Origin of the sequence: Salinicola lusitanus (assembly GCF_038648475.1) — a bacterium.
In the GTDB taxonomy this organism is placed as follows: domain Bacteria; phylum Pseudomonadota; class Gammaproteobacteria; order Pseudomonadales; family Halomonadaceae; genus Salinicola; species Salinicola lusitanus.
In genome coordinates this window covers 4,069,989-4,088,862 of the sequence record NZ_CP151919.1, presented here as the reverse complement: position 1 = coordinate 4,088,862, position 18,874 = coordinate 4,069,989, and the positions used below count along the sequence as shown (strand labels likewise).

Below are 18,874 nucleotides of genomic sequence, written 5' to 3'. Positions count from 1 at the left end.
CCGGTTCGGCTGACAGAGACAGCGCGACGGATCGCTAGCGGTTTCTCCCGCGGGTCGCCCGATAGAGCGCCCGGCCGCGGTTGTACATCATGAATCCGGTCAGCGCTCGCCTGAACAGTCGCCCGGTCGACCGTGGCTTGCGCGCACTGCGCATCGCCAGCAACCCCCCGGCCGCCATCAACGGAACGCGCCAACTCATCAGCTTGTCCCAGGCGTTGTCGATCGGCGCCGTGGCATCGCGCCACTCCCGCATGGCGGCGGTCATGTCCAGGCGTTGCTGGAGGATCTCGTCCTCCAGCTCGTCCAGCTGCTGTTGTCGCGAACGTTCAGTCATGAGAGCTCCCCAATGCCTGGCGGTCGCGATCGAGGTGATGCAGGGTGGCGGCCATCAGCTTGCGCTGCTTGGCGACCCGCTTGGCGGAGAAGATCAAGATGCCTGACAGGACGAAGAGCGCCGCCGAGCAGATACCGATCGCCTGCAGACGGTGCTCTTCCCAGTAGACCACCACAACCAACAGCAGCAGCATCCCGATCGCGAACGACAGCACGATAAGCCCTGCGCCAGCCAGCAGCAGAAGCGTCAGCATCCGGTCGCGCTCCGCCTCCCACTCGACCACTGCCAGGCGCAGTCGCGTCTGGCCGGTGGCGATGAGGTTGGCGATCAGTCGCCTGGCGGCGGAGATCACGTTTTCAGCCGGCCCTGCCATCAGCGACGTCCCAGCAGCAGTCCCAGAACCACGCCCGCTGCAGCGCCGATACCGATGCTCGTCCAGGGATTTTCGTGCACGTAGCGGTCGGTGGCGTCGACCTGTCCCTTGGCGCTGGAGTAGAGCGCCTCTCCGCGCGCTTCCAGACGTTCGCGCGTGGCATGCAGACGTTGCTGAGCGCGTTCACGCAGTTCGGAGATATTGCTGCGGGAGTCGTCCGCCGTGGCGTGAATCAGCTCCTCGACCGTGTGAGACAGATTGCGCAGATCTTCCTTGAGTTGTTCGGTCGAGGCTTCGCGTTCACGCTCGGGGCCGTTGCCGCCGATAGGTTGCATGGTCATGGTTGTCATCCTTTGACAGTCGAGTGGCATGGGTGAAACAGACAGGCTTCAGCATAGATTGGCAATCTGTCGGCATCAACGCGTACCGGGAATCCCGGCCAAAAAGGTGTTGATGCTGAAGCCAAGGCCGAAGCGTTGCACGTCATGGTTGTAGTCGATCAGGCTCTCCCCGTACCCCTTGTAGTACTGCAGATAACCGCGCACCTTGCCGAACAGCGGGAAGGAGTAGTCGAGCTGCCCCCCGTAGTGCGCCTTGCCTGGGTTGCCACGAACCATCAACGAGACTTCCTGATCCCCGAACGCACGCACCAGGGTTAGGTCCCCGTAGCCGATGTAGTTTTCCAGGTCCGGGTTGTCGTCGTCTTCGGCGTTTTCCGGAATACGCCAGTGCGGGGCGACGCTGAAGGCCCAGTCGCCGCGCTGGAAAATCGTCTCCGCGTAGAGGCGATTCCAGCTGCGCGACAGCGGATCGGAGCGGCCGTTGGACTGGTGTGCGAAGCCGACACGATTGATGGTGTTGGTCCAGCCGAGCACCGTCCAGCTGTTGTCGAAACTGACGAAGCCTTCGGGCTCGTAGTTGGTCTCGCGGAAGGGCGCGGAGGCCTCGGAGTTATAGGCCTGCCACCAGCTGCGCTGGGTATAGGCGAAATAGAGGTCGCCGTTGTCGCCGAAGATGTCGTCGAGCAGTTTGACCTTGAAGCTCAACTGGAACTTGATCTCGGACTTGTCGACGTTGCCCTCCGAGGTGATCTCCCGGAAGTCGGATTCGTCCGGGTTGCTGTTGTAGGTCCAGGGCAGGATGTAGTTGCGACGATAGGTCGTGACCGCCAACGGGTTCTCGGCAGTCTCCGCCTCGAGATTCCGGCGCACTTCCGCCTGTTCGTTCGCTTGCTGGACCGGGTCGCTGCTGGTGCTTGAATCCTGAGCCACTGCCAAGGACGAAGTCACCATCCCGAGGAGAAGAATGCCGGTATGGCGCAGCGAACGAGTGGGCGTCATAAGACTGTCCTGTCAAGATGATCCAATGGGGTGGAAGCAAGATCCGGCTGATGAAAATCAGGCTTCTTTTCGGGTAGTGACGATTTCTAGCATGTCGTCGACTTATTTCAAACTCGGGAGCGCGCTAAGCAACGCCTCGAAACCCACACGCGCTGGCGGTAGACTCCGCTATCGATAGAGGATCGCACCGCTGTGAAGCGGTGGTGGCCGTATGTACGGAGTTGACGAGGAGTCGGCATGTCGGATGACCCGGTCGCGGGTAAGTATTCTGGGCAACCAGGCTTTTCAGCACGAGCACCGTTCAGGCCGGCGGCGCTGCCGTCGGCAACGGCCGCCCGATTGCGCGCCAGCCTGTTGAAAGGGGTCGAGCGTAGCACGTTCCTTGCACTCGTATTGTGCATACTCATGACAAGCGTTGTCGCCTTCGCCCAACAGCCGGACGGTCTGCCCAGCGAAGACGAGCTCAAGGCGCAGCAGCAGAAGCTCGAGAAGATCGACACACCCAGCGAAGCGCAGCAGACGGAGTTGGCTGATCTGCGTGTGGCTCAGCAGACGCTGGCGTCGTTGAAGGCCCTGCGCAAGGACCTGGAGTCGCTCGAGACCTCGGCCCGACAGGCCCCACAGCGTACCCGCGAACTCGAGCGCCAGCTTGCCGGGCTGAGCGACCGGAAGGCGCCCGAGGCCGACGACCTCGACCAGCTCTCCGTGGAGGTCCTGGGCCAGAAGACCACCGAGTCGCTGAATCAGCTCGAGGCGCTGCAGAGCCAGCTGGCATCGATCAACGCCCGGCTGATCAGTGCGGAGACGCTGCCCGAGCGCGCGCAGTCGGCCATCGCCAGCGCGATGAACGATGCCGAGCAGGCGCGGACCCAGCTTCAGACCTCCAGTGACGAGGATTCCCAGGTCCTCGATCCCGCCGAGGCTCGCTATCGGTTGCAACTGGCCTTGGCCGACCTGCAAGCCGAATACCATCGACAGGAACTGGCCAACAACACGGTGCTTCGCGAGCTCGATGTGCAGAGGCGGGACCTGCTTCGACGTCAGGTCGCCATCGAGGAAGCGCGGCTGGACTCGCTGCAGGCAGCGCTCGATCGTCAGCGCCGTGCCGAGTCGGAGAAGGCGGTCGCGGACATCAGCGAGGAGGACGCCAAGGCGATCGCGGCGCACCCGGTGCTTCGCGAGATTCAAAAGACCAACCGCGAGCTCAGCGACCGGCTTCTCGAAGTGACCGACCGGACCAACCAATTGATTCGGCAAGCCATCGATACCCGCTCCCAGCTCGATCGCGTGCGTCAGGTCAAGCGCACGCTCAACGAGCAGATCGAGGCGATTCGTGGCAGCCCGCTGCTGTCGCGCATTCTCAACGAGCAGCGTCGAGCCCTGCCTGACATCAATGCACTGGGCGGTCTGCAGGAGGAGATCGCCGCGACTCGCCTGAGTCAGTTCGATCTGGTCGATCAGCGGGATGCGCTGCGTCACCCCCGGGAGCTGGCCGAGAAAAGCCTGGCAAACACCGATATCGAGGTCACCCCATCGTTGGTCGACTCGCTGGTGAAGCTATTCCAGTCACGCAGCGAAGTGCTCGAGCAGCTGGATCGGGAGTACGGCAACCTGCTGACCGTGGCCATCGATCTCCAGCTCAACCAGGAGCAGCTGGCGGGGCTCTCGACATCGATCCGCGGTGTGATCGAAGAGCAGCTGTTCTGGGTGGCCAGCGCGCGCGCGCTGACCTTCGGTTGGTGGCTTGACGCCCCCGGCGTTCTGGCGAGACAGGTGCGCGGCGGTGAGTGGCGGCCGGCGCTGGCGAGTTTCTGGCAGGTTCCGGACGTCCGGGCCCTGGCCGTGGTCCCCTTGCTGCTGCTGGCGGGGGGGTTGCTGATGCTGAGACGTCGCATCAAGGTTCGGCTGCTCAATCTGCACGAGCAGATCGGCCGGCTCAAGCGTGACACCCAAATGCACACGCCCCGGGCAATCCTCTACAACGCGCTGCTGGCCGCCCATGGTCCGTTGATCCTGGCAGCCGTGGGTGGCGTGCTGAGGCTGGGTAGCGATGATTTCGCCGGGCGTTTGGGAGAATCCCTGTTGCAGCTTGCCCTGGCCTGGGGCGTGCTGGGCTGGGCGCGCAGGCTGCTGGTATCCGACGGCGTGGCGACACGTCATTTCCACTGGTCGGCGGGTTACGTGGCGCGCCTGCGGCGGCTGCTGTTCTGGCTCGGCATCTCGCTGATTCCGGTCATCCTGATCAGCGGGACCTCTCCCGGCAGCCAGGCCGAACTCTCCAGCCGCCCGCTGTTCCTGCTGTCGCTGTTGGCCGGCTTGCTGGCGATGAGCTGGATTCTGGTGCAGTTGATCCTGGCCCACGTGCCCTATTTCGGCCTCAAGCTGTTCCGACTGCTGCTGGGATTGGGGCTGGCGATGGTGCCGCTGGTGCTCGGTGGCCTGATCGTCATGGGCTACGAATACGCCGCCCTGCGTCTGATCGGTCGCTTCATCAATTCGCTCTATATCTTTGGCCTTTGGATCCTGGTCGAGGCGACGGTGGTGCGGGGGCTGGCGGTGGCGCAGCGCCGGCTGGCCTACCGCCGTGCGGTCGCCCGGCGGCGAGCGCAGATACAGGAGGGCGCCGAGGGCGGGCTCGAGGTGGTCGAGGAGCCGCCCCTGGACATGGAGCAGGTCAACCAGCAGTCGCTGCGGCTCTCGAAACTGATTCTGTTCATCGGCTTCACCTTTGCCTTCTACCTGATCTGGTCGGACCTGCTCGAGGTCTTCTCCTATCTCGACCAGGTCAGCGTATGGGAGATCGAGCGGGGGCAGGGCGACGCGGTGACGCTGGATCCGATCACCGTGGCGGATGTGATCATCGCACTGGTCGTGGTGGCGTTGACCATGATGCTGGCACGCAACCTGCCTGGGCTGCTGGAGGTCATGGTGCTCTCCCGGCTGACGCTGAAGCAGGGAAGTGCCTACGCGATCTCGTCGCTGCTCTCCTACACCATCGTCGGGACCGGCGTGGTGATCTCGCTCGGCACGCTCGGGGTCTCCTGGGACAAGCTGCAGTGGCTGGTGGCGGCGCTCGGTGTGGGGCTCGGCTTCGGTCTCCAGGAGATCTTCGCCAACTTCATCTCGGGGCTGATCATCCTGTTCGAGCGTCCGATGCGGATCGGCGACACCATCACGCTAGGCCAGCTCCACGGCTCCGTCAGCCGAATTCGTATCCGTGCCACCACGGTGACCGATTTCGACCGCAAGGAGATCATCATCCCCAACAAGACCTTCGTCACCGACCAGTTGATCAACTGGTCGCTGTCGGACAACGTCACCCGGGTGGTGCTGACCTATGGCGTGGCGCACGGATCGGACCTCGACGAGGTGCATCGCCTGTTGCGCCAGGCCGCGGACGAGAACCGCCGTGTGCTGCGGGATCCCGAGCCGCAGGTGTTCTGCATCAGCTATGGGCCGACCTCGTTCAACTTCGAACTGCGAATCTTCGTCAACGATCTGCTGGATCGACTCTACGCCAGCGACGAGATCAATCGCCGGCTGGACCTGCTGTTCAAGCAACACGGCATTCGTGTGGCGTTCAACCAGATGGACGTGTGGCTGCACGGCGAGAACGGGCAGTCTGCGCGGGTCCAGAGTGCGGATGGAGAGGGGGCGCCGCTGGGGGCCAGCGCTTCTCCGGCCGGCTCGGCTGTCGGCGCTCCCCTGTCCCGCCAGTCCCGCAGTGGCGATGACGGTCATCTGGGTGACGGCGACGTTGGTGGCGCGGGCCCGGATGGCGGCAGCGACGGCGGTGACGGCGGGCGCTGACAGGCGGTCAGCGGCGCAGGGCGTGGAGCAGGAACTCGTGGTTGCCGTCGCCGCCCAGGATCGGGCTCTCCTGCCAATGATCGACCATCAGGCCGTGTGACTGGCAGGCCTGCTGGAGGGTATCGGCCACCGTCGTGTAGAGGGTGGCGTCGCGCACGATCCCTCTGGGGTCGACCTTGCCGGGGCCTACCTCGAACTGCGGTTTGACCAGGGAGTAGAGCTCCCCACCGGCGTGGAGCACCTGGGCGATCTCCGGCAGGATCAGGGTCTGCGAGATGAACGAGACATCCATCACCACGACATCGATGCCGTCCGGGGCGATCCTCTCCAGCTCGGCGAAGGGGAGCCGGCGCGCATTGACGCCCTCCAGACAGGTGACCCTGGCGTCGTTGCGTAGCGAAGCGTCCAGTTGGTCGTGCCCCACCTCGATCCCGATCACCCGCTCGGCGCCGTAGCGCAGCGCGCAGTCGCTGAATCCACCGGTGGATTGGCCAATATCGAGTACGGTGAGGCCGTCGAGGCGGCGTGCCAACGCCTCCAGCAGAGCCTCCAGTTTCAGGCCGGCTCGCGACACATAGCGCTCCTCCGGCGCTTCGGCAATCCGCAGGTCCACGGTATCCGGCAGCTTCTCTCCCGGTTTCAGCGCCACCCGCCATGCGCCGCCTTCGTTGACGCTGACGTAACCCTGGCGAATCAGGCGCTGGGCCCGGGTACGGGAACGGACGTGGGCGGTCACCAGTTGATCGAGTCGGGTCATGAGCGGCTCACTCCGTTGCAGCGTCGGGCAGGGGGGAAGGGTCGGCAAGGGGGCCGTCGGCGTGTGTCGGCCGGTTGTCGAAGGCCTGCTGCCACTGTTCCAGCAGCGTCTGACGCTTGAGCGTGTCCAGCGTCGCCAGCAGGCCCGGACCGATCTGAACCGGTCGGATCGCCTCTCCCAATCGGTCGCGCAGGTCGGCCGCGGTGCCGGCGCCATCGACAGACGGGTGCACGGCCCCCAGCGTGGTCTGGGTGGCGAGCAGGCGTTGCGCCGATGCGCTCAGCAGATAATCGATGAAACGCCGTGCGCTGTCGGGGTGAGGCGCATCCCGCGACATCATGACCAGACGCTGCAGTACCAGGGCGTAGTCCTTGGGCACCACCATCACCAGCTCGGGATGTTCGGCCACATAATCCTGCACGTAGGAGCCGATCAGGTTGTAGCCGATCCAGTAGCGTCCCTGGCTGAGTCCCTCGAGCATGGCGGCGGTGGTGGTTTCCAGAACACTGTGGCTGTTGCCCAGTGCCTCGACCAGGTCCCAGTAGCGGGCGGAGATCCTGGCGTCCTCGATGGCGTAGGTGTAGCCCGCGCCGCTTCGCCGCGGATCGTAGGTGACCACGCGGTGGTCGAGCATCCGGGGATGCTGCCGTAGCAGGCTCAGCAGATCGGCGTGACTTTGCGGTGGCGTCATGTGTCGTGCCAGGTCCCGCCGATAGACCATGACGATCGGCTCGAACGTGAAGCCGAACAGCTCCTGGCGCCAGCGCGCCCAGCTCGGCCAGTCGGCGGCGGCGGTAGAGTCGACCGTGCTCGACAGCCCTTCGTTGGCGAGTTGGTACTGCCAGGGCATCGCGGGGGACATGATTACGTCGGCGCGCGGGGCGTCGCGCTCCTGGAGGACGCGGGCGTGCAGCGCCAGTGTCTCCAGGTTGTGGTAGTCGATCGCGATGTCGGGGTGGCGGCGATGGAAATCGGAGAGCAGCGGCCGAACCTGCGGTGCATCGAGCACGCCGTAGATGGTCAGGGCGCGGGACGGTTCGGTATCCGCGGCGAAGTGCAGAGTCCTCGCCTGCGCCTGAGCCGTCAGCGCGAGCGTCAGTGCCAGCCACACGACGCCGAGGCGTCGGACGCAGCGGGGGAGTCTCAGTGGTCGGTGGGAAAGATCAGAACGACGCATAAGCCAGGGCGCTCGGGGTGGTCGGGATTGGCGGTTTGCAGGAGCAGGCGAGTGTCGTGGGCGCGCGCGATGCTGTCGACGATCGCCAGGCCCAGGCCGGTACCATCGCCCGTTTCCTGGCCACGGTGGAAGGGGCGCAGCACCAGCAGACGCTGGGATTCGGGGATGCCGGGGCCATCGTCGGTGACGATCAGGCGCGTCGGGGCGTCGGTGACCTGCACCGTGATCTGGCGGGCGCCGTAGAGCGCAGCGTTCTCGATCAGGTTGTTCAGCGCCTCTTCCAGTTGCCAGTCGGTCGCCGACACGATGACGGGATGGTCGGGCACTTCGACCCCGAGATCGATGCCGTGACGGTAATGGCGCGCGAATGACTCCCTGACGCAGCGCTGCGCCAGTGCGGCGAGATCGACCGAACGCCTGGCCGGCGCCGCCTCGGGGTTGTTGAGACGGGTCATCGACAGTAGCTGACCGGCCAGTCGCGCCGTCTTGGTGGCGGTGCCGTGCATGGTGACGAGCGCGTCGCGCCACGCCGCCGGCTCCGACTGGCGAATGGCCAGCTCCGCGCGTGCTGAAAGCCCCGCCAGTGGCGTGCGCAACTGGTGAGAGGCATCGCCGATGAAGCGCTCCTGATTGGCCCGGACGCGACGCATTCGCGCCAGTAGTTCGTTCAATGCCTGGCGCAGCTCCGCCAGTTCCCGGGGCAGCGCCAGTTCGAGCGGGGCGAGCGTGCGAGGATCGCGCTGGCGGATGGCGCGTCTCAGCCGGGTCAACGGTTCCAGCGCGAAGCGGGCCGACAGCAGCACGACCCCCATGGCCAGTACGGCAATGATCACGATATTGACAAGGCTCGCCAGAAACAGCTGGTTGGCCAGTGCCTGTCGCCCCTCACGACTCTGGGCCACCCTGACCTCGAACCGGTCGCTGCGATCCCACCCCTCCAGCCGGGAGCGCAATACCCCCAGGCGCAGCGGCATGCCGCGGGAGAGCACGTCGCCATAGCTCATCTGGCCGACGCCGGCGGGCGGTAGCGAGGGGAGCGAACGATTGCCGGTGACGAAATGGCCCTGGGCATCGTAGAGCGCATAGAACACCCGCTCCTCGGCGTCTGTGGCGAGCATCTCCAGTGCCGAAGGCGGCAGGTCCATCCACAAGCGGCTCTGCTGCCAGCGAACCTGCTCGGCGATGGAGAGCGAGGCGGCGTCGAGCAGCCGGTCGAAGGCGCGGTCGGCGGCCTCGCGAGACGCGAACCAGGCCTGCAGCAGCATGATCGCCACCAGCATGGCCAAGGGACAGAACAGCCAGATCATCAGCCGTCGATAGAGGCTGAGATGCGACAGTCGCCAGCGTCGCACCAGGGTCACTCGGCCTCCAGCAGATAGCCGATGCCCCGGACCGTGCGCAGGGTGACGTCGGAGTCGGCGAGACGCCGGCGCAGACGGTGGACATAGACTTCGATGGCGTTATCCCCGACCGGCTCCCCGGCGAAAGCCTCCTCGAGCAGGCGCGCCTTGTCCACCGGCTCCCCCGCGTAGCGGATCAGGCAAGCGAGCAGGCGGTGTTCCCGCGGCGGCAGCGGCAGGGCGGCGTCCCCCAGGGTGAAGTGCTGGCGATGGCGGTCGAGTCGCAGCGAACCCAGCGAGATCGATTCGCTCTGGTCGTGCTGGCGGCGTCGCAACAGGGCGCGGACCCGCGCTTCCAGCTCGTCCAGCGCGAACGGCTTGGCCAGATAGTCGTCCGCACCCAGGTCGAGCCCCCTGACGCGATCCTCGATGGCGGCTCTCGCGGTCAGGATCAGCACCGGGGTCTGTCGATCGCGCGAGCGCAGTGCCGCCAGCACGTCGAGACCGCTGCGCGTCGGCAGGTTGAGATCCAGGAGAATGAGATCGTAGTCGTGATCGAGCGACAACCGGGCAAGGGCTTCGCCGCCATCGCCTATCCGTTCGATACGTTGATTGTCGACCGCCAGCGTTGCGGTGAGCGTGCTGGCGAGCAGAGGGTCATCCTCTATCAGCATCAACTTCGGTGCCATGGAGAACTCCAGCCGGTGAAGAGGGGGAGGCGCGTGATCCGGGTCGGGCGATTGTAAACGAATCGATTCGCAGGGCATTGAACTTTAGTTGGCTTTTACCGCCCGGCCGTTGACCGTTACAAGGGTTCACCCTAATTTCCGCTGACGGGAACAACGTTCTACCTTACGAAACTGTAAGGTTGGCGTCAGCCACGAATAACTCCGCTCCATCAGCGAGGAGAAGCAAACATGTTTGCAGCCAAGACAATCAAGTGGGTGGCCGCCGCGACGCTGGCCTTGACCGCCAGCAGCGCCATGGCGTTCGAGCCTTCCGGCAAGGTCGAGTGTATCGCGCCCTCCGACCCGGGCGGCGGCTGGGACTTCACCTGCCGTAGCGTGGGTAACGTGCTCGAGGAGCTCAAGCTGGTCCCGGCCAGTGTCCAGACCATCAACATGGCTGGCGCCGGTGGCGGTGTCGCCTTCGCCCATACCGTGAGCAAGCGCAAGGGCGACGACCAGCTGCTGGTGGCCGCTTCAACCGCCACCACCACGCGTCTGGCCCAGAATCAGTTTCCGGGCATGAATGCCGACATGGTCAACTGGATCGGTGCGGTGGGCGCGGACTATGGCGTGATCGCGGTCTCCAAGGATTCGCCTTACCACAACCTCAACGAGTTGATGGATGCGATGAAGCAGGACCCGCGGGCGGTCAAGTTCGCCGGCGGCAGCGCCAATGGCGGCTGGGACCACCTCAAGGTGCTGATCGCGGCCAAGGCGGCCGGGGTCGAGAACCTGCCGCGGATTCCCTATCTCTCCTACAACAACGGCGGCGAAGCGATGACCCAGGTCATCGGCGGTCACGTCGACGCCTTCACCGGTGACGTCACCGAGACCCAGGGCTTCCTGAAGTCCGGCGACCTGCGCGTGCTGGCGGTGCTCTCCGACGAGCGCCTGCCGGGCGACCTGGCCGACATTCCCACCGCCAAGGAGCAGGGCATCGATGCGGTCGGGCCCAACTGGCGCGGCTTCTACATGCCGGCCGACATCGATGACGACGCCAAGCAGTACTGGGTCGATGCCATCGACAAGCTCTATGCCAGCGACCAGTGGAAGAAGGTCATGAAGAGTAACGGCCTGATGCCGTTCCACCCGGACTCCAGCGAGTTCGAAGCCTTCGTCAAGCAGCAGATCCAGGATATCCAGTCGCTCTCCAAGGAAATCGGGCTGATTCAATGAGCAAGTTCAACGACCGCGTCTTCGGCCTGGTCATGCTGGTGATCGCCGTCGCCTACTACTACGGCGCCACCCAGTTTCCGGTCCCCTTCGGGGGATCGGAAGCCGTGGGTCCCGAGACCTTTCCCAAGCTGCTGGCCGTCATCCTCGCGATCTGTAGCCTGTACATGATCGTCAAGCCCGACCCGGACAACCACTGGCCGGTGGCCAGGACCTTCCTGGAGCTGGGCATTGCCGTCGTCGTGCTGATCGCCTACGCGCTGCTGCTTGAGCCGCTCGGGTTCATCCTCTCGACCATGCTCGCCGTCGGCACGCTGTGCTGGCGCATGGGCGCGCGCCCGGTGAAGGCCTATCTCACCGGACTGATCAGTGGCGTGGTGGTGTTCGTGCTGTTCACCTACGGGCTCGAACTGCCGCTGCCGCTCGGCCTGCTGGAGATCCACTGATGGAGACGTTGCACTATCTCTCGCTCGGCTTCGGCGTGGCGCTGCAGCCCGAGAACCTGATGTTCGCCCTGATGGGCTGTTTCATCGGCACCCTGATCGGCGCGCTGCCGGGTCTCGGCCCGGCCAACGGCGTGGCGATCCTGATTCCGCTCGCCTTCACCCTCGGCCTCAAGCCCGAAACGGCGCTGATCATGCTCACCGCGGTCTACGCCGGGGCGATGTACGGCGGACGAATTTCGTCGATCCTGTTGAACATCCCCGGTGACGAACCGGCGATGATGACCTGTCTCGACGGTTATCCAATGGCGCGCCAGGGCAAGGCCGCCGAAGCGCTGGCGATTTCGGCGATCGCCTCGTTCATGGGCAGCTTGATCGCCACCATCGGCCTGATTCTGCTGGCGCCGCTGCTGGCCCGGTTCGCGTTGACGTTCGGCCCGGCCGAGTACTTCGCCCTGTTCGTACTGGCCTTCGCGACGCTTGGCGGTATCACCGGCAAGAACCCGATGAAGACGCTGATGGCGGCAGCCATCGGCTTGATCATCGCCACCGTGGGGATCGATCTCTCCACCGGCACCCAGCGCTACACCTTCAACGTGCTGGAGCTCTACGAAGGGGTCGATTTCATCATCGCCATCGTCGGTCTGTTCGCGGTCTCCGAGCTGCTGTTCTTCATCGAGGAGAAGGCCGGCAAGGGGCGCGAGATGATCAAGGTCAATCCGCTCAAGCTGAAGTGGCGGGAGATCCTGTCGATCATGCCGACCACGCTGCGCGGCGGCGTGCTGGGCTTCATCGCCGGCGTGCTGCCGGGGGCCGGGGCCTCGCTGGGCAGCTTCATCACCTACACCCTGGAGAAGAAGATCGTCGGCAAGAAGGGCTACTTCGGTGAAGGCGACCCGCGCGGTGTCGCCGCCCCGGAGGCCGGCAACAACGGCGCCTCCAGCGGCGCGCTGGTACCCATGCTGACCCTCGGCGTGCCGGGCAGCGGCACCACTGCGGTGCTGCTGGCGATGCTGGTATCGCTCAACATCACCCCCGGGCCGCTGATGTTCACCCAGAACGCCGACCTGGTGTGGGGCGTCATCGCCGCACTGCTGGTGGGCAACTTCATGCTGCTGCTGCTCAACATTCCGCTGGTCGGCGTGTTCGTGAAGATCCTGTCGGTGCCGCCGATGTACCTGCTGCCGATCGTGACCATGGTCGCGTTCGTGGGCATCTACTCGATCAGCCACTCGACCTTCGATCTCTACTTCATGATCGCCTTCGGCGTCGCCGGCTATATCCTGCGCAAGCTGGAGATTCCGCTGGTGCCGGTGATCCTGGGCTTGCTGCTGGGGCCGGAGATGGAGAAGAACCTGCGCCACGCGATGCAGATCTCCGACGGCGACTGGTCGATTCTATGGAGCAGCGGTCTGTCGATCGGGCTGTGGCTGGTGGCGATCATCGGGCTGCTGCTGCCGGTGATCGTGGGGCCGATCCTGCGCAAGCGCATGCAGGCGGCCAAGGAGAAAGTCGGCTGACCATGTCGTAGCCGCGATTCGAGCCCCGTCCGGTGATCCGGCGGGGCTTTTTCGTGGCCGGTCATCTCCTGCCGGGCGAGGGGAGAGCCGTCATCCCGCGGCTGACAGCGGCAGGGCGTACTCTTTCCGCCCGGTCGATGTCTGCCGGTTGTCGCGAGGCGATGACGCTGTTATAGTGCCGCTCGCTCGGCAACGTCTTGATGGAACAGGCTTTGTCGACCTTCGATCTCATCCGTGTCGTCGATGAGTCGAGTTACGGTGGCCCTTACCGGTCCTCCCGCAACGCTAAACCGCAAACCCCGCCAGGCCCGGAAGGGAGCAACGGTAGTGGTGGCCGCGTGTGCCGGGATGTGGCTGGTCGGGGCCGCCTCCATTTCGGGCCCGACATCGATGGCCGCCGTCGATCTCGCGGCGGTCCGAAAGTCGTTCCCTCCTGCCTCGTCACGCTTCTGCCGACCCTGCTAGAATGGTCCGATCACTGTCTCGGATATCGATGCTGGCATCGACGTTTTCGGTCGCGCCCGCACCGTTTCTCACGATCACGTCCAGCCGCGAACCTACCTGCGAGGAGTATCGCGCCGCATGAGTTATCAGGTTCTGGCCCGCAAGTGGCGCCCGCGTACCTTTCACGAACTGATCGGCCAGGAGCATGTCAGCCGTGCGCTGGTCAACGCGCTCGACCAGGGCCGGTTGCACCACGCCTATCTGTTTACCGGTACGCGCGGCGTCGGCAAGACGACGCTGGCCCGGATCCTCGCCAAGTGTCTCAACTGCGAGCAGGGGGTGAGTTCGCAGCCTTGCGGCCAGTGCGAGACCTGTCGCGATATCGACAACGGCCGCTTCGTCGACCTGATCGAGGTCGATGCCGCCTCGCGGACCAAGGTGGAGGACACCCGCGAGCTGCTGGACAACGTTCAGTACGCGCCGACCCAGGGGCGTTACAAGGTGTACCTCATCGACGAGGTGCACATGCTCTCGACGCACAGCTTCAACGCGCTGCTCAAGACGCTGGAAGAGCCGCCGCCGCACGTCAAGTTCCTGCTGGCGACGACGGATCCCCAGAAACTGCCGGTGACGGTGCTGTCGCGCTGCCTGCAGTTCACGCTCAAGAACATGCCGCCGGAGCGGGTCGTCGAGCATCTGACCCGGGTGCTGGAGGCCGAACAGGTCGCTTTCGACCCGCAGGCGCTGTGGCTGCTCGGCAAGGCCGCCGACGGCTCGATGCGCGACGCCATGAGCCTGACCGATCAGGCCATCGCGTTTGGGCAGGGTGAAGTGCGCCGTGAGGATGTGGCCGCCATGCTCGGCACGCTGGATCACGCGCATCTGATTGCCTTGGCCCAGGCCCTGGCGGATGTCGACGCCGAGCGACTGTTGGCGGAGGTGGCGGCACTGGCCGAGCAAGGGCCGGACTTTGCCGGCGTGCTCGACGAGCTGTCCGGGTTGATGCACCGCCTGGCCATCGCCCAGATGGTGCCCTCTGCCCTGGACAATGGCCACGGCGATCGCGAGGAACTGCTGGCACTGGCCGGCCGGTTCACCGCCGAGGACGTCCAGCTCTACTACCAGATCGCCCTGCAGGGGCGCGGCGACATCGACAACGCGCCGGACACGCGTTCGGCGGTCGAGATGACGCTGTTGCGCATGCTGGCCTTCCGCCCCCAGGGGGTGCCGACACCGCCGCAGACCGACCTGCCGCTGCGCGGAAATCCGCAGGGCGAAAATGATGGTGGTCGTGACGCCCAGCGTGAGACGCGCGCAGGCGAGACCGCTGCAGAAGACGCGCGGGCCGATGATCCTGCGCCGGCCGAACCGATGGCATCGGCGGCCAGCACTATGTCCTTGGAATCGGCGGCTCCGGAATCGGTGGCGTCGGGACCGACGCGGGTGAATCCTGAAGAGCCGGCGCCACACGAGCCGCTACCCGCGGTCGATCAACGACCGGTCGAGCCGGTTGCATCGTCCCCGGCCGCCGTCGAGCCGCAGGCGGATGACCGTCCGCCCTGGTCGGTCGATGTCGAGGCACCTGGTGCGCCACGGCAACCGGCGCCAGCGACGGAGGAATCGACGTCATGGGAGCCGCGGGAGGCGGAGTCATTCTCAGCTGCGGATTTCTCCACGCCAGGCGTCGAAGCCGGCGATGTCGGTGCCAGCGGCGGCAGCGGTGTTAGCGGCGATGCCGAATCCGGCCGCGAGATCGATGTCGACAGCGACGCCGATCTGCAGAATGACGCCTACGCCTGGGCGGAGCAGTCGAACGTCTCTGGCGACGAGTCACTGGCGGCGCTTCCCGATAGTCACGACCCGGCGCCGGCCTTGCCGGTCGACCCGAATGCGTCGTCCGCGCACCCGGCCGACATGCCCTCCGAGCGCGATGCCGCCGAGACGCCGCCGGCAGCCGCCAGCGCTGGGGAATCTTCATCTCCGGCGGTCATCGACGAGTCGCCTGACCCCGCCGGGGTAGTCGCCGCGACGACACCATTGACGCATGATCTCTGGCTCGAGCGTTTCGATCGCCTCGACATCGGTGGTCTCACCCGCAACCTCGCGGCGCACTGCGTCATCGACAGCGACGACGGGCACGTGCTTCACGTCACGCTGGACCCCGGGCAGTCGGCGATGCTGTCGGAGCTGCACGTCGATCGGATTACCAAGGCGCTGGCGGGTATCGGTTACGCTCGCCGTCTTGAGGTCAACGTCGCCGAACTGGATGGTTCGCGCGAGACGGCCAAGGCCAGGCGCGACCGAGAGGCTCGCGAGCGTCATGCCCGCGCCGTTGAAGCGCTGCGGGTCGACCCACATATTCAGGAACTGGAAGCGCGCTTCGGCGCCCGTCTGATCGAAGAGAGTGTCACCGCCGACCGCGTGTGACACTTGCCAACGACCCCAGTCTCGAAAATTCCATCTCGAAGGAGTTCGTCATGTTCAAGGGTGGCATGGGTGGCCTGATGAAGCAGGCCCAGGAAATGCAGGAAAAGATGCAGCAGGTGCAGGAAGAGATCGCCCAGATGGAAGTCTCGGGCGAAGCTGGCGCCGGCATGATCAAGGTCACCATGAATGGCCGTCATGACGTCAGCCGGGTCGAGATCGATCCCTCCTTGATGCAGGAAGACAAGGAGCTGCTGGAAGATCTGCTGGCGGCCGCTGTCAACGACGCGTCTCGCAAGGTGGAGAGCCAGTCCAAGGCGAGGATGGAAGAGGTCTCTTCCGGACTCAACCTGCCTCCCGGGATGAAGATGCCGTTCTGATGAGTTTCTCACCGCTGGTCGAGCAACTGCTGGAGAGCCTGCGCGTGCTGCCCGGCGTGGGGCCCAAGACGGCTCAGCGAATGGCGTTGCATCTGCTGGAGCGGGAGCGCGATGGCGGGCGCCGGCTGTCTCAGGCGTTGACCGAGGCGATCGAGCGGGTTGGCTACTGCGAGCGGTGTCGAACCCTGACCGAGGAGACCCTGTGCGGCGTCTGCCAGGATCCGCGTCGCGACTCGGCGCTGCTGTGCGTGGTCGAGTCGCCGGCGGACATGCTGGCGATCGAGCAGGCCGGTGGCTATCGAGGCCAGTACTTCGTCCTGCATGGTCACCTCTCGCCACTCGACGGCATCGGGCCCGACGATATCGGTCTCGACCAGTTGGAAGCACGACTCGCCCAAGAGACCGTCAGCGAGATCATCCTGGCGACCAATCCCACCGTGGAAGGCGAGGCGACCGCGCACTACATCGCGGAGCACCTGGTCGGGCGAGAAGCGAGGCTGTCGCGGCTGGCCTACGGTGTGCCCATGGGTGGCGAGCTGGAGTATGTCGATGGCGGCACGCTCAGCCGGGCATTTCAAGGGCGCCAGCCGTTCTCTTCCGAGTGAAGCCTGGACGCGGCGGGGGCTCCTGCCGCGCCCAGGCTCTCACCTTTCGTATCGCAGGGCCACGTCCGTGGCCGCAAGGAATCTGAATGAGCGTTGACTATTCGCTATGTTGGGTCGACACCCCGGAAGGGTTGCAGGCCGCTTACGAGGTGCTGGCCGAGGCGGATGTCGTGGCGCTGGATACCGAGTTCTTCCGAGAGACCACCTTCTTCCCCGTGCCGGCGTTGATTCAGCTGACGGCTGGAGAAACGGTGTACCTGATCGATCCGCAGGCAGTGGCGGCCAGCGAGGCGTTTCAGCGGTTGCTGGGCGGCGGGCCCTTGAAGCTGATCCACGCCTGTGGCGAGGATCTGGACGTGTTGGCGCTGTGGGCCGGCGTGACGGTGGCGCCGCTGGTCGATACACAGATCGCCGAGTCTTTTCTGGGCAGCGACTCGGCGATCGGTTACCGGCGGCTCGTCGCCCGACGCTGTGACGTCGATCTGCCGAAGGAGGAGACTCGCTCGAACTGGCTGGAACGTCCACTGACGCCAGCTCAGCTCGAATATGCGGCGCTGGACGTGGTGTTCCTTCCCGCCATCTGGGAGGGCCAGTCGCGTGAGCTGGTCGAGCTGGGGCGCGCAGAATGGCTGGAGGAAGAGTGCGCGGCGTTGAGCCGTGGGCACGAGGGGAGCGCCGAGCAATGGTATGCCCGTCACCGTCAGTTGTGGCGGCTGAAGCCGCGCCAGATCGAGGCGTACCGCGAACTCACGGCCTGGCGGGAAGTGGAGATACGTCGTCGCGACGTCCCGCGCGGCTGGCTGGTCAAGGATGCCGTGCTGTTCGCGGTCGCCGAGGCCATGCCGCAGAATCGCTACGAGCTGGCGGCCATCGAAGGCGTCACCCCCAGCCTGGTCAAGCGCGAAGGCGACACCTTGCTGGCACTGGTCAAGACCGCGCAGCACCAGGATGAAGCGGCGCTCTGCGAACCGCTGCCGGTGCCGAACTCGCCCCCGTTCAAGCGTCGCGTCAAGGCGCTGAAGCAGGTCGTCCAGACCCACGCCGAGGCGCTTGGCGTCGCCCCGGAGCGACTCGCCAACCGAGCGGAGATGGAGGCGATCGTCACCGCCCATCTCAAGCGGGAGACGCTGCCATTGCCGACCGGATGGCGCGGGCGCGTGCTGGCGGCCGACTGGGAACGGGCGCTGGCTGAACAGGAGGCAGCGTGATGGACGCCTCCCGGCTGATTTGCGAGGTGGTCAAGAGCCCGCGTCGAGACGAGATGTATCTCTATCTCGACAAGGCCCAGGGCATGGCGCCGGTGCCGCAGGCGCTGCGTGAGCGGTTCGGGCCGCCCATCGCGGTGATGACGCTGCTGCTGAGGGCCGAGCGGCCGTTGGCGCGCGTCGACGTGGTCAAGGTCATGGCGGCGATCCGTGATCAGGGCTTCTATCTGCAGATGCCGCCGGCCAAGGATCCGGAGATGCTGGATCTGTTCACGCCGCGGGGGGAGTGATGAGACGTACCACACCCCCTCGGCGCACGTTCCCAAGGCGAGGGTGCGGCGAGAATCACCGGGGCGGAGGTCGATATGCGTGATCGATTCTGGGAACGCTTTTCCCTCGAGGAGTTGACCCAGCAGGAGTGGGAGGCGCTCTGCGACGGGTGCGGCAAGTGCTGTCTGGTCAAGATGGAAGATGCCGACACGGGCGATGTCGCGACGCTGAACGTGGCCTGCCGGCTGCTGGACATCGGCAGTTGCCGTTGCAGCGACTACGAGAACCGCTTCGAGAAAGTGCCCGAGTGCACCCAGTTGAGCCTGCAGAACCTCGACGAGTTCCACTGGTTGCCCCACAGCTGCGCCTATCGTCGTCTCGCCGAAGGGCGCAAGCTGGCCAGTTGGCATCCGCTACGCAGCGGTGACGATCGTCGCATGCACGAGCGCGGGATGAGCGTGCGCCATTTTGCCGTCAGTGAAACCGATGTCGACGAGGCCGACTACGAGGCCCATATCATCGATATCATCCCGCTCGACGAACAGCGCTGA

General features: G+C 65.3%; 18 protein-coding genes and 1 other RNA gene. 11 read left to right on the top strand and 8 right to left on the bottom strand.

Annotated features, from left to right (window positions below; all coding sequences use genetic code 11):
- Positions 1-34: 34 nt before the first annotated feature.
- The 4 genes from AAGT95_RS18465 to AAGT95_RS18450 all read right to left on the bottom strand — a co-directional run bounded on the left by AAGT95_RS18465 (position 35) and on the right by AAGT95_RS18450 (position 2,047).
- Complete coding sequence (locus AAGT95_RS18465; protein ID WP_110602817.1) at positions 35-334, bottom strand: YqjK-like family protein; 300 nt, start codon at positions 332-334, stop codon at positions 35-37.
- Entirely contained in the window at positions 327-707 is a 381-nt protein-coding gene (locus AAGT95_RS18460; protein WP_342594743.1) for a phage holin family protein, read from the bottom strand. Before AAGT95_RS18460 ends, AAGT95_RS18465 begins: the two co-directional genes overlap by 8 nt.
- Positions 707-1,048, bottom strand: coding sequence for a DUF883 family protein (locus tag AAGT95_RS18455; RefSeq protein ID WP_110602813.1), 342 nt, complete (start codon positions 1,046-1,048; stop codon positions 707-709). The genes AAGT95_RS18460 and AAGT95_RS18455 overlap by 1 nt, the downstream gene beginning before the upstream one ends.
- A 75-nt stretch (positions 1,049-1,123) precedes the next feature.
- On the bottom strand, positions 1,124-2,047 hold the full coding sequence (locus AAGT95_RS18450) for a phospholipase A (protein ID WP_110602811.1): 924 nt from the start codon (positions 2,045-2,047) through the stop codon (positions 1,124-1,126).
- Between the two features lie 405 nt (positions 2,048-2,452).
- Between AAGT95_RS18450 and mscK the strand changes: the two genes are divergently transcribed.
- Positions 2,453-5,857: a mechanosensitive channel MscK gene (mscK, locus tag AAGT95_RS18445; protein WP_342594742.1), complete on the top strand. Its 3,405-nt coding sequence runs from the start codon at positions 2,453-2,455 to the stop codon at positions 5,855-5,857.
- A 7-nt stretch (positions 5,858-5,864) separates the two neighbouring features.
- Here the strand turns inward: mscK and AAGT95_RS18440 are convergent, their stop codons facing one another.
- From AAGT95_RS18440 to AAGT95_RS18425, 4 genes are read right to left on the bottom strand one after another with little or no spacing between them, the layout of a single operon-like run.
- Positions 5,865-6,614 carry a TlyA family RNA methyltransferase gene (locus AAGT95_RS18440; protein ID WP_342594741.1) on the bottom strand — a complete coding sequence of 250 codons (750 nt, stop codon included), beginning with the start codon at positions 6,612-6,614 and terminating at the stop codon, positions 5,865-5,867.
- Positions 6,615-6,621: 7 nt separating this feature from the next.
- Positions 6,622-7,725: an ABC transporter substrate-binding protein gene (locus tag AAGT95_RS18435; protein WP_342594740.1), complete on the bottom strand. Its 1,104-nt coding sequence runs from the start codon at positions 7,723-7,725 to the stop codon at positions 6,622-6,624.
- A 32-nt stretch (positions 7,726-7,757) separates the two neighbouring features.
- Entirely contained in the window at positions 7,758-9,152 is a 1,395-nt protein-coding gene (locus AAGT95_RS18430) for a sensor histidine kinase (protein ID WP_342594739.1), read from the bottom strand.
- Entirely contained in the window at positions 9,149-9,820 is a 672-nt protein-coding gene (locus AAGT95_RS18425; RefSeq protein ID WP_342594738.1) for a response regulator transcription factor, read from the bottom strand. Before AAGT95_RS18425 ends, AAGT95_RS18430 begins: the two co-directional genes overlap by 4 nt.
- A 228-nt stretch (positions 9,821-10,048) precedes the next feature.
- Between AAGT95_RS18425 and AAGT95_RS18420 the strand changes: the two genes are divergently transcribed.
- From AAGT95_RS18420 to AAGT95_RS18375, 10 genes are all read left to right on the top strand, one after another.
- The gene (locus tag AAGT95_RS18420; protein WP_342594737.1) at positions 10,049-11,035 is read left to right on the top strand and encodes a Bug family tripartite tricarboxylate transporter substrate binding protein; all 987 of its coding nucleotides are present in this window, start codon (positions 10,049-10,051) and stop codon (positions 11,033-11,035) included.
- Positions 11,032-11,478: a tripartite tricarboxylate transporter TctB family protein gene (locus tag AAGT95_RS18415; RefSeq protein ID WP_110597473.1), complete on the top strand. Its 447-nt coding sequence runs from the start codon at positions 11,032-11,034 to the stop codon at positions 11,476-11,478. Before AAGT95_RS18420 ends, AAGT95_RS18415 begins: the two co-directional genes overlap by 4 nt.
- Positions 11,478-12,995 carry a tripartite tricarboxylate transporter permease gene (locus AAGT95_RS18410; protein ID WP_342594736.1) on the top strand — a complete coding sequence of 506 codons (1,518 nt, stop codon included), beginning with the start codon at positions 11,478-11,480 and terminating at the stop codon, positions 12,993-12,995. The genes AAGT95_RS18415 and AAGT95_RS18410 overlap by 1 nt, the downstream gene beginning before the upstream one ends.
- A 266-nt stretch (positions 12,996-13,261) precedes the next feature.
- Positions 13,262-13,358, top strand: an RNA gene (gene ffs / locus AAGT95_RS18405) — signal recognition particle sRNA small type.
- Positions 13,359-13,577: 219 nt separating this feature from the next.
- Positions 13,578-15,866, top strand: coding sequence for a DNA polymerase III subunit gamma/tau (dnaX, locus tag AAGT95_RS18400; protein WP_342594735.1), 2,289 nt, complete (start codon positions 13,578-13,580; stop codon positions 15,864-15,866).
- 50 nt (positions 15,867-15,916) lie between these two features.
- Positions 15,917-16,243 carry a YbaB/EbfC family nucleoid-associated protein gene (locus AAGT95_RS18395; protein WP_110602399.1) on the top strand — a complete coding sequence of 109 codons (327 nt, stop codon included), beginning with the start codon at positions 15,917-15,919 and terminating at the stop codon, positions 16,241-16,243.
- On the top strand, positions 16,243-16,848 hold the full coding sequence (recR, locus tag AAGT95_RS18390; protein ID WP_110602401.1) for a recombination mediator RecR: 606 nt from the start codon (positions 16,243-16,245) through the stop codon (positions 16,846-16,848). The genes AAGT95_RS18395 and recR overlap by 1 nt, the downstream gene beginning before the upstream one ends.
- 86 nt (positions 16,849-16,934) lie before the next feature.
- Entirely contained in the window at positions 16,935-18,056 is a 1,122-nt protein-coding gene (gene rnd / locus AAGT95_RS18385) for a ribonuclease D (protein WP_342594734.1), read from the top strand.
- The gene (locus AAGT95_RS18380; protein ID WP_110710591.1) at positions 18,056-18,343 is read left to right on the top strand and encodes a YcgL domain-containing protein; all 288 of its coding nucleotides are present in this window, start codon (positions 18,056-18,058) and stop codon (positions 18,341-18,343) included. Before rnd ends, AAGT95_RS18380 begins: the two co-directional genes overlap by 1 nt.
- A gap of 75 nt (positions 18,344-18,418) precedes the next feature.
- Positions 18,419-18,874: a YcgN family cysteine cluster protein gene (locus tag AAGT95_RS18375; protein WP_342594733.1), complete on the top strand. Its 456-nt coding sequence runs from the start codon at positions 18,419-18,421 to the stop codon at positions 18,872-18,874.

Excerpts from the sequence above, each read along its gene's own strand:
- AAGT95_RS18465 (WP_110602817.1), bottom strand. The coding sequence starts at position 334 with ATGACTGAACGTTCGCGACAACAGCAGCTGGACGAGCTGGAGGACGAG.
- AAGT95_RS18425 (WP_342594738.1), bottom strand. The coding sequence starts at position 9,820 with ATGGCACCGAAGTTGATGCTGATAGAGGATGACCCTCTGCTCGCCAGC.
- AAGT95_RS18415 (WP_110597473.1), top strand. The coding sequence starts at position 11,032 with ATGAGCAAGTTCAACGACCGCGTCTTCGGCCTGGTCATGCTGGTGATC.
- AAGT95_RS18410 (WP_342594736.1), top strand. The coding sequence starts at position 11,478 with ATGGAGACGTTGCACTATCTCTCGCTCGGCTTCGGCGTGGCGCTGCAG.
- AAGT95_RS18420 (WP_342594737.1), top strand. The coding sequence starts at position 10,049 with ATGTTTGCAGCCAAGACAATCAAGTGGGTGGCCGCCGCGACGCTGGCC.
- dnaX (WP_342594735.1), top strand. The coding sequence starts at position 13,578 with ATGAGTTATCAGGTTCTGGCCCGCAAGTGGCGCCCGCGTACCTTTCAC.
- AAGT95_RS18440 (WP_342594741.1), bottom strand. The coding sequence starts at position 6,614 with ATGACCCGACTCGATCAACTGGTGACCGCCCACGTCCGTTCCCGTACC.
- AAGT95_RS18450 (WP_110602811.1), bottom strand. The coding sequence starts at position 2,047 with ATGACGCCCACTCGTTCGCTGCGCCATACCGGCATTCTTCTCCTCGGG.
- AAGT95_RS18460 (WP_342594743.1), bottom strand. The coding sequence starts at position 707 with ATGGCAGGGCCGGCTGAAAACGTGATCTCCGCCGCCAGGCGACTGATC.
- AAGT95_RS18380 (WP_110710591.1), top strand. The coding sequence starts at position 18,056 with ATGGACGCCTCCCGGCTGATTTGCGAGGTGGTCAAGAGCCCGCGTCGA.
- recR (WP_110602401.1), top strand. The coding sequence starts at position 16,243 with ATGAGTTTCTCACCGCTGGTCGAGCAACTGCTGGAGAGCCTGCGCGTG.
- AAGT95_RS18455 (WP_110602813.1), bottom strand. The coding sequence starts at position 1,048 with ATGACCATGCAACCTATCGGCGGCAACGGCCCCGAGCGTGAACGCGAA.
- rnd (WP_342594734.1), top strand. The coding sequence starts at position 16,935 with ATGAGCGTTGACTATTCGCTATGTTGGGTCGACACCCCGGAAGGGTTG.
- mscK (WP_342594742.1), top strand. The coding sequence starts at position 2,453 with ATGACAAGCGTTGTCGCCTTCGCCCAACAGCCGGACGGTCTGCCCAGC.
- AAGT95_RS18375 (WP_342594733.1), top strand. The coding sequence starts at position 18,419 with ATGCGTGATCGATTCTGGGAACGCTTTTCCCTCGAGGAGTTGACCCAG.
- AAGT95_RS18395 (WP_110602399.1), top strand. The coding sequence starts at position 15,917 with ATGTTCAAGGGTGGCATGGGTGGCCTGATGAAGCAGGCCCAGGAAATG.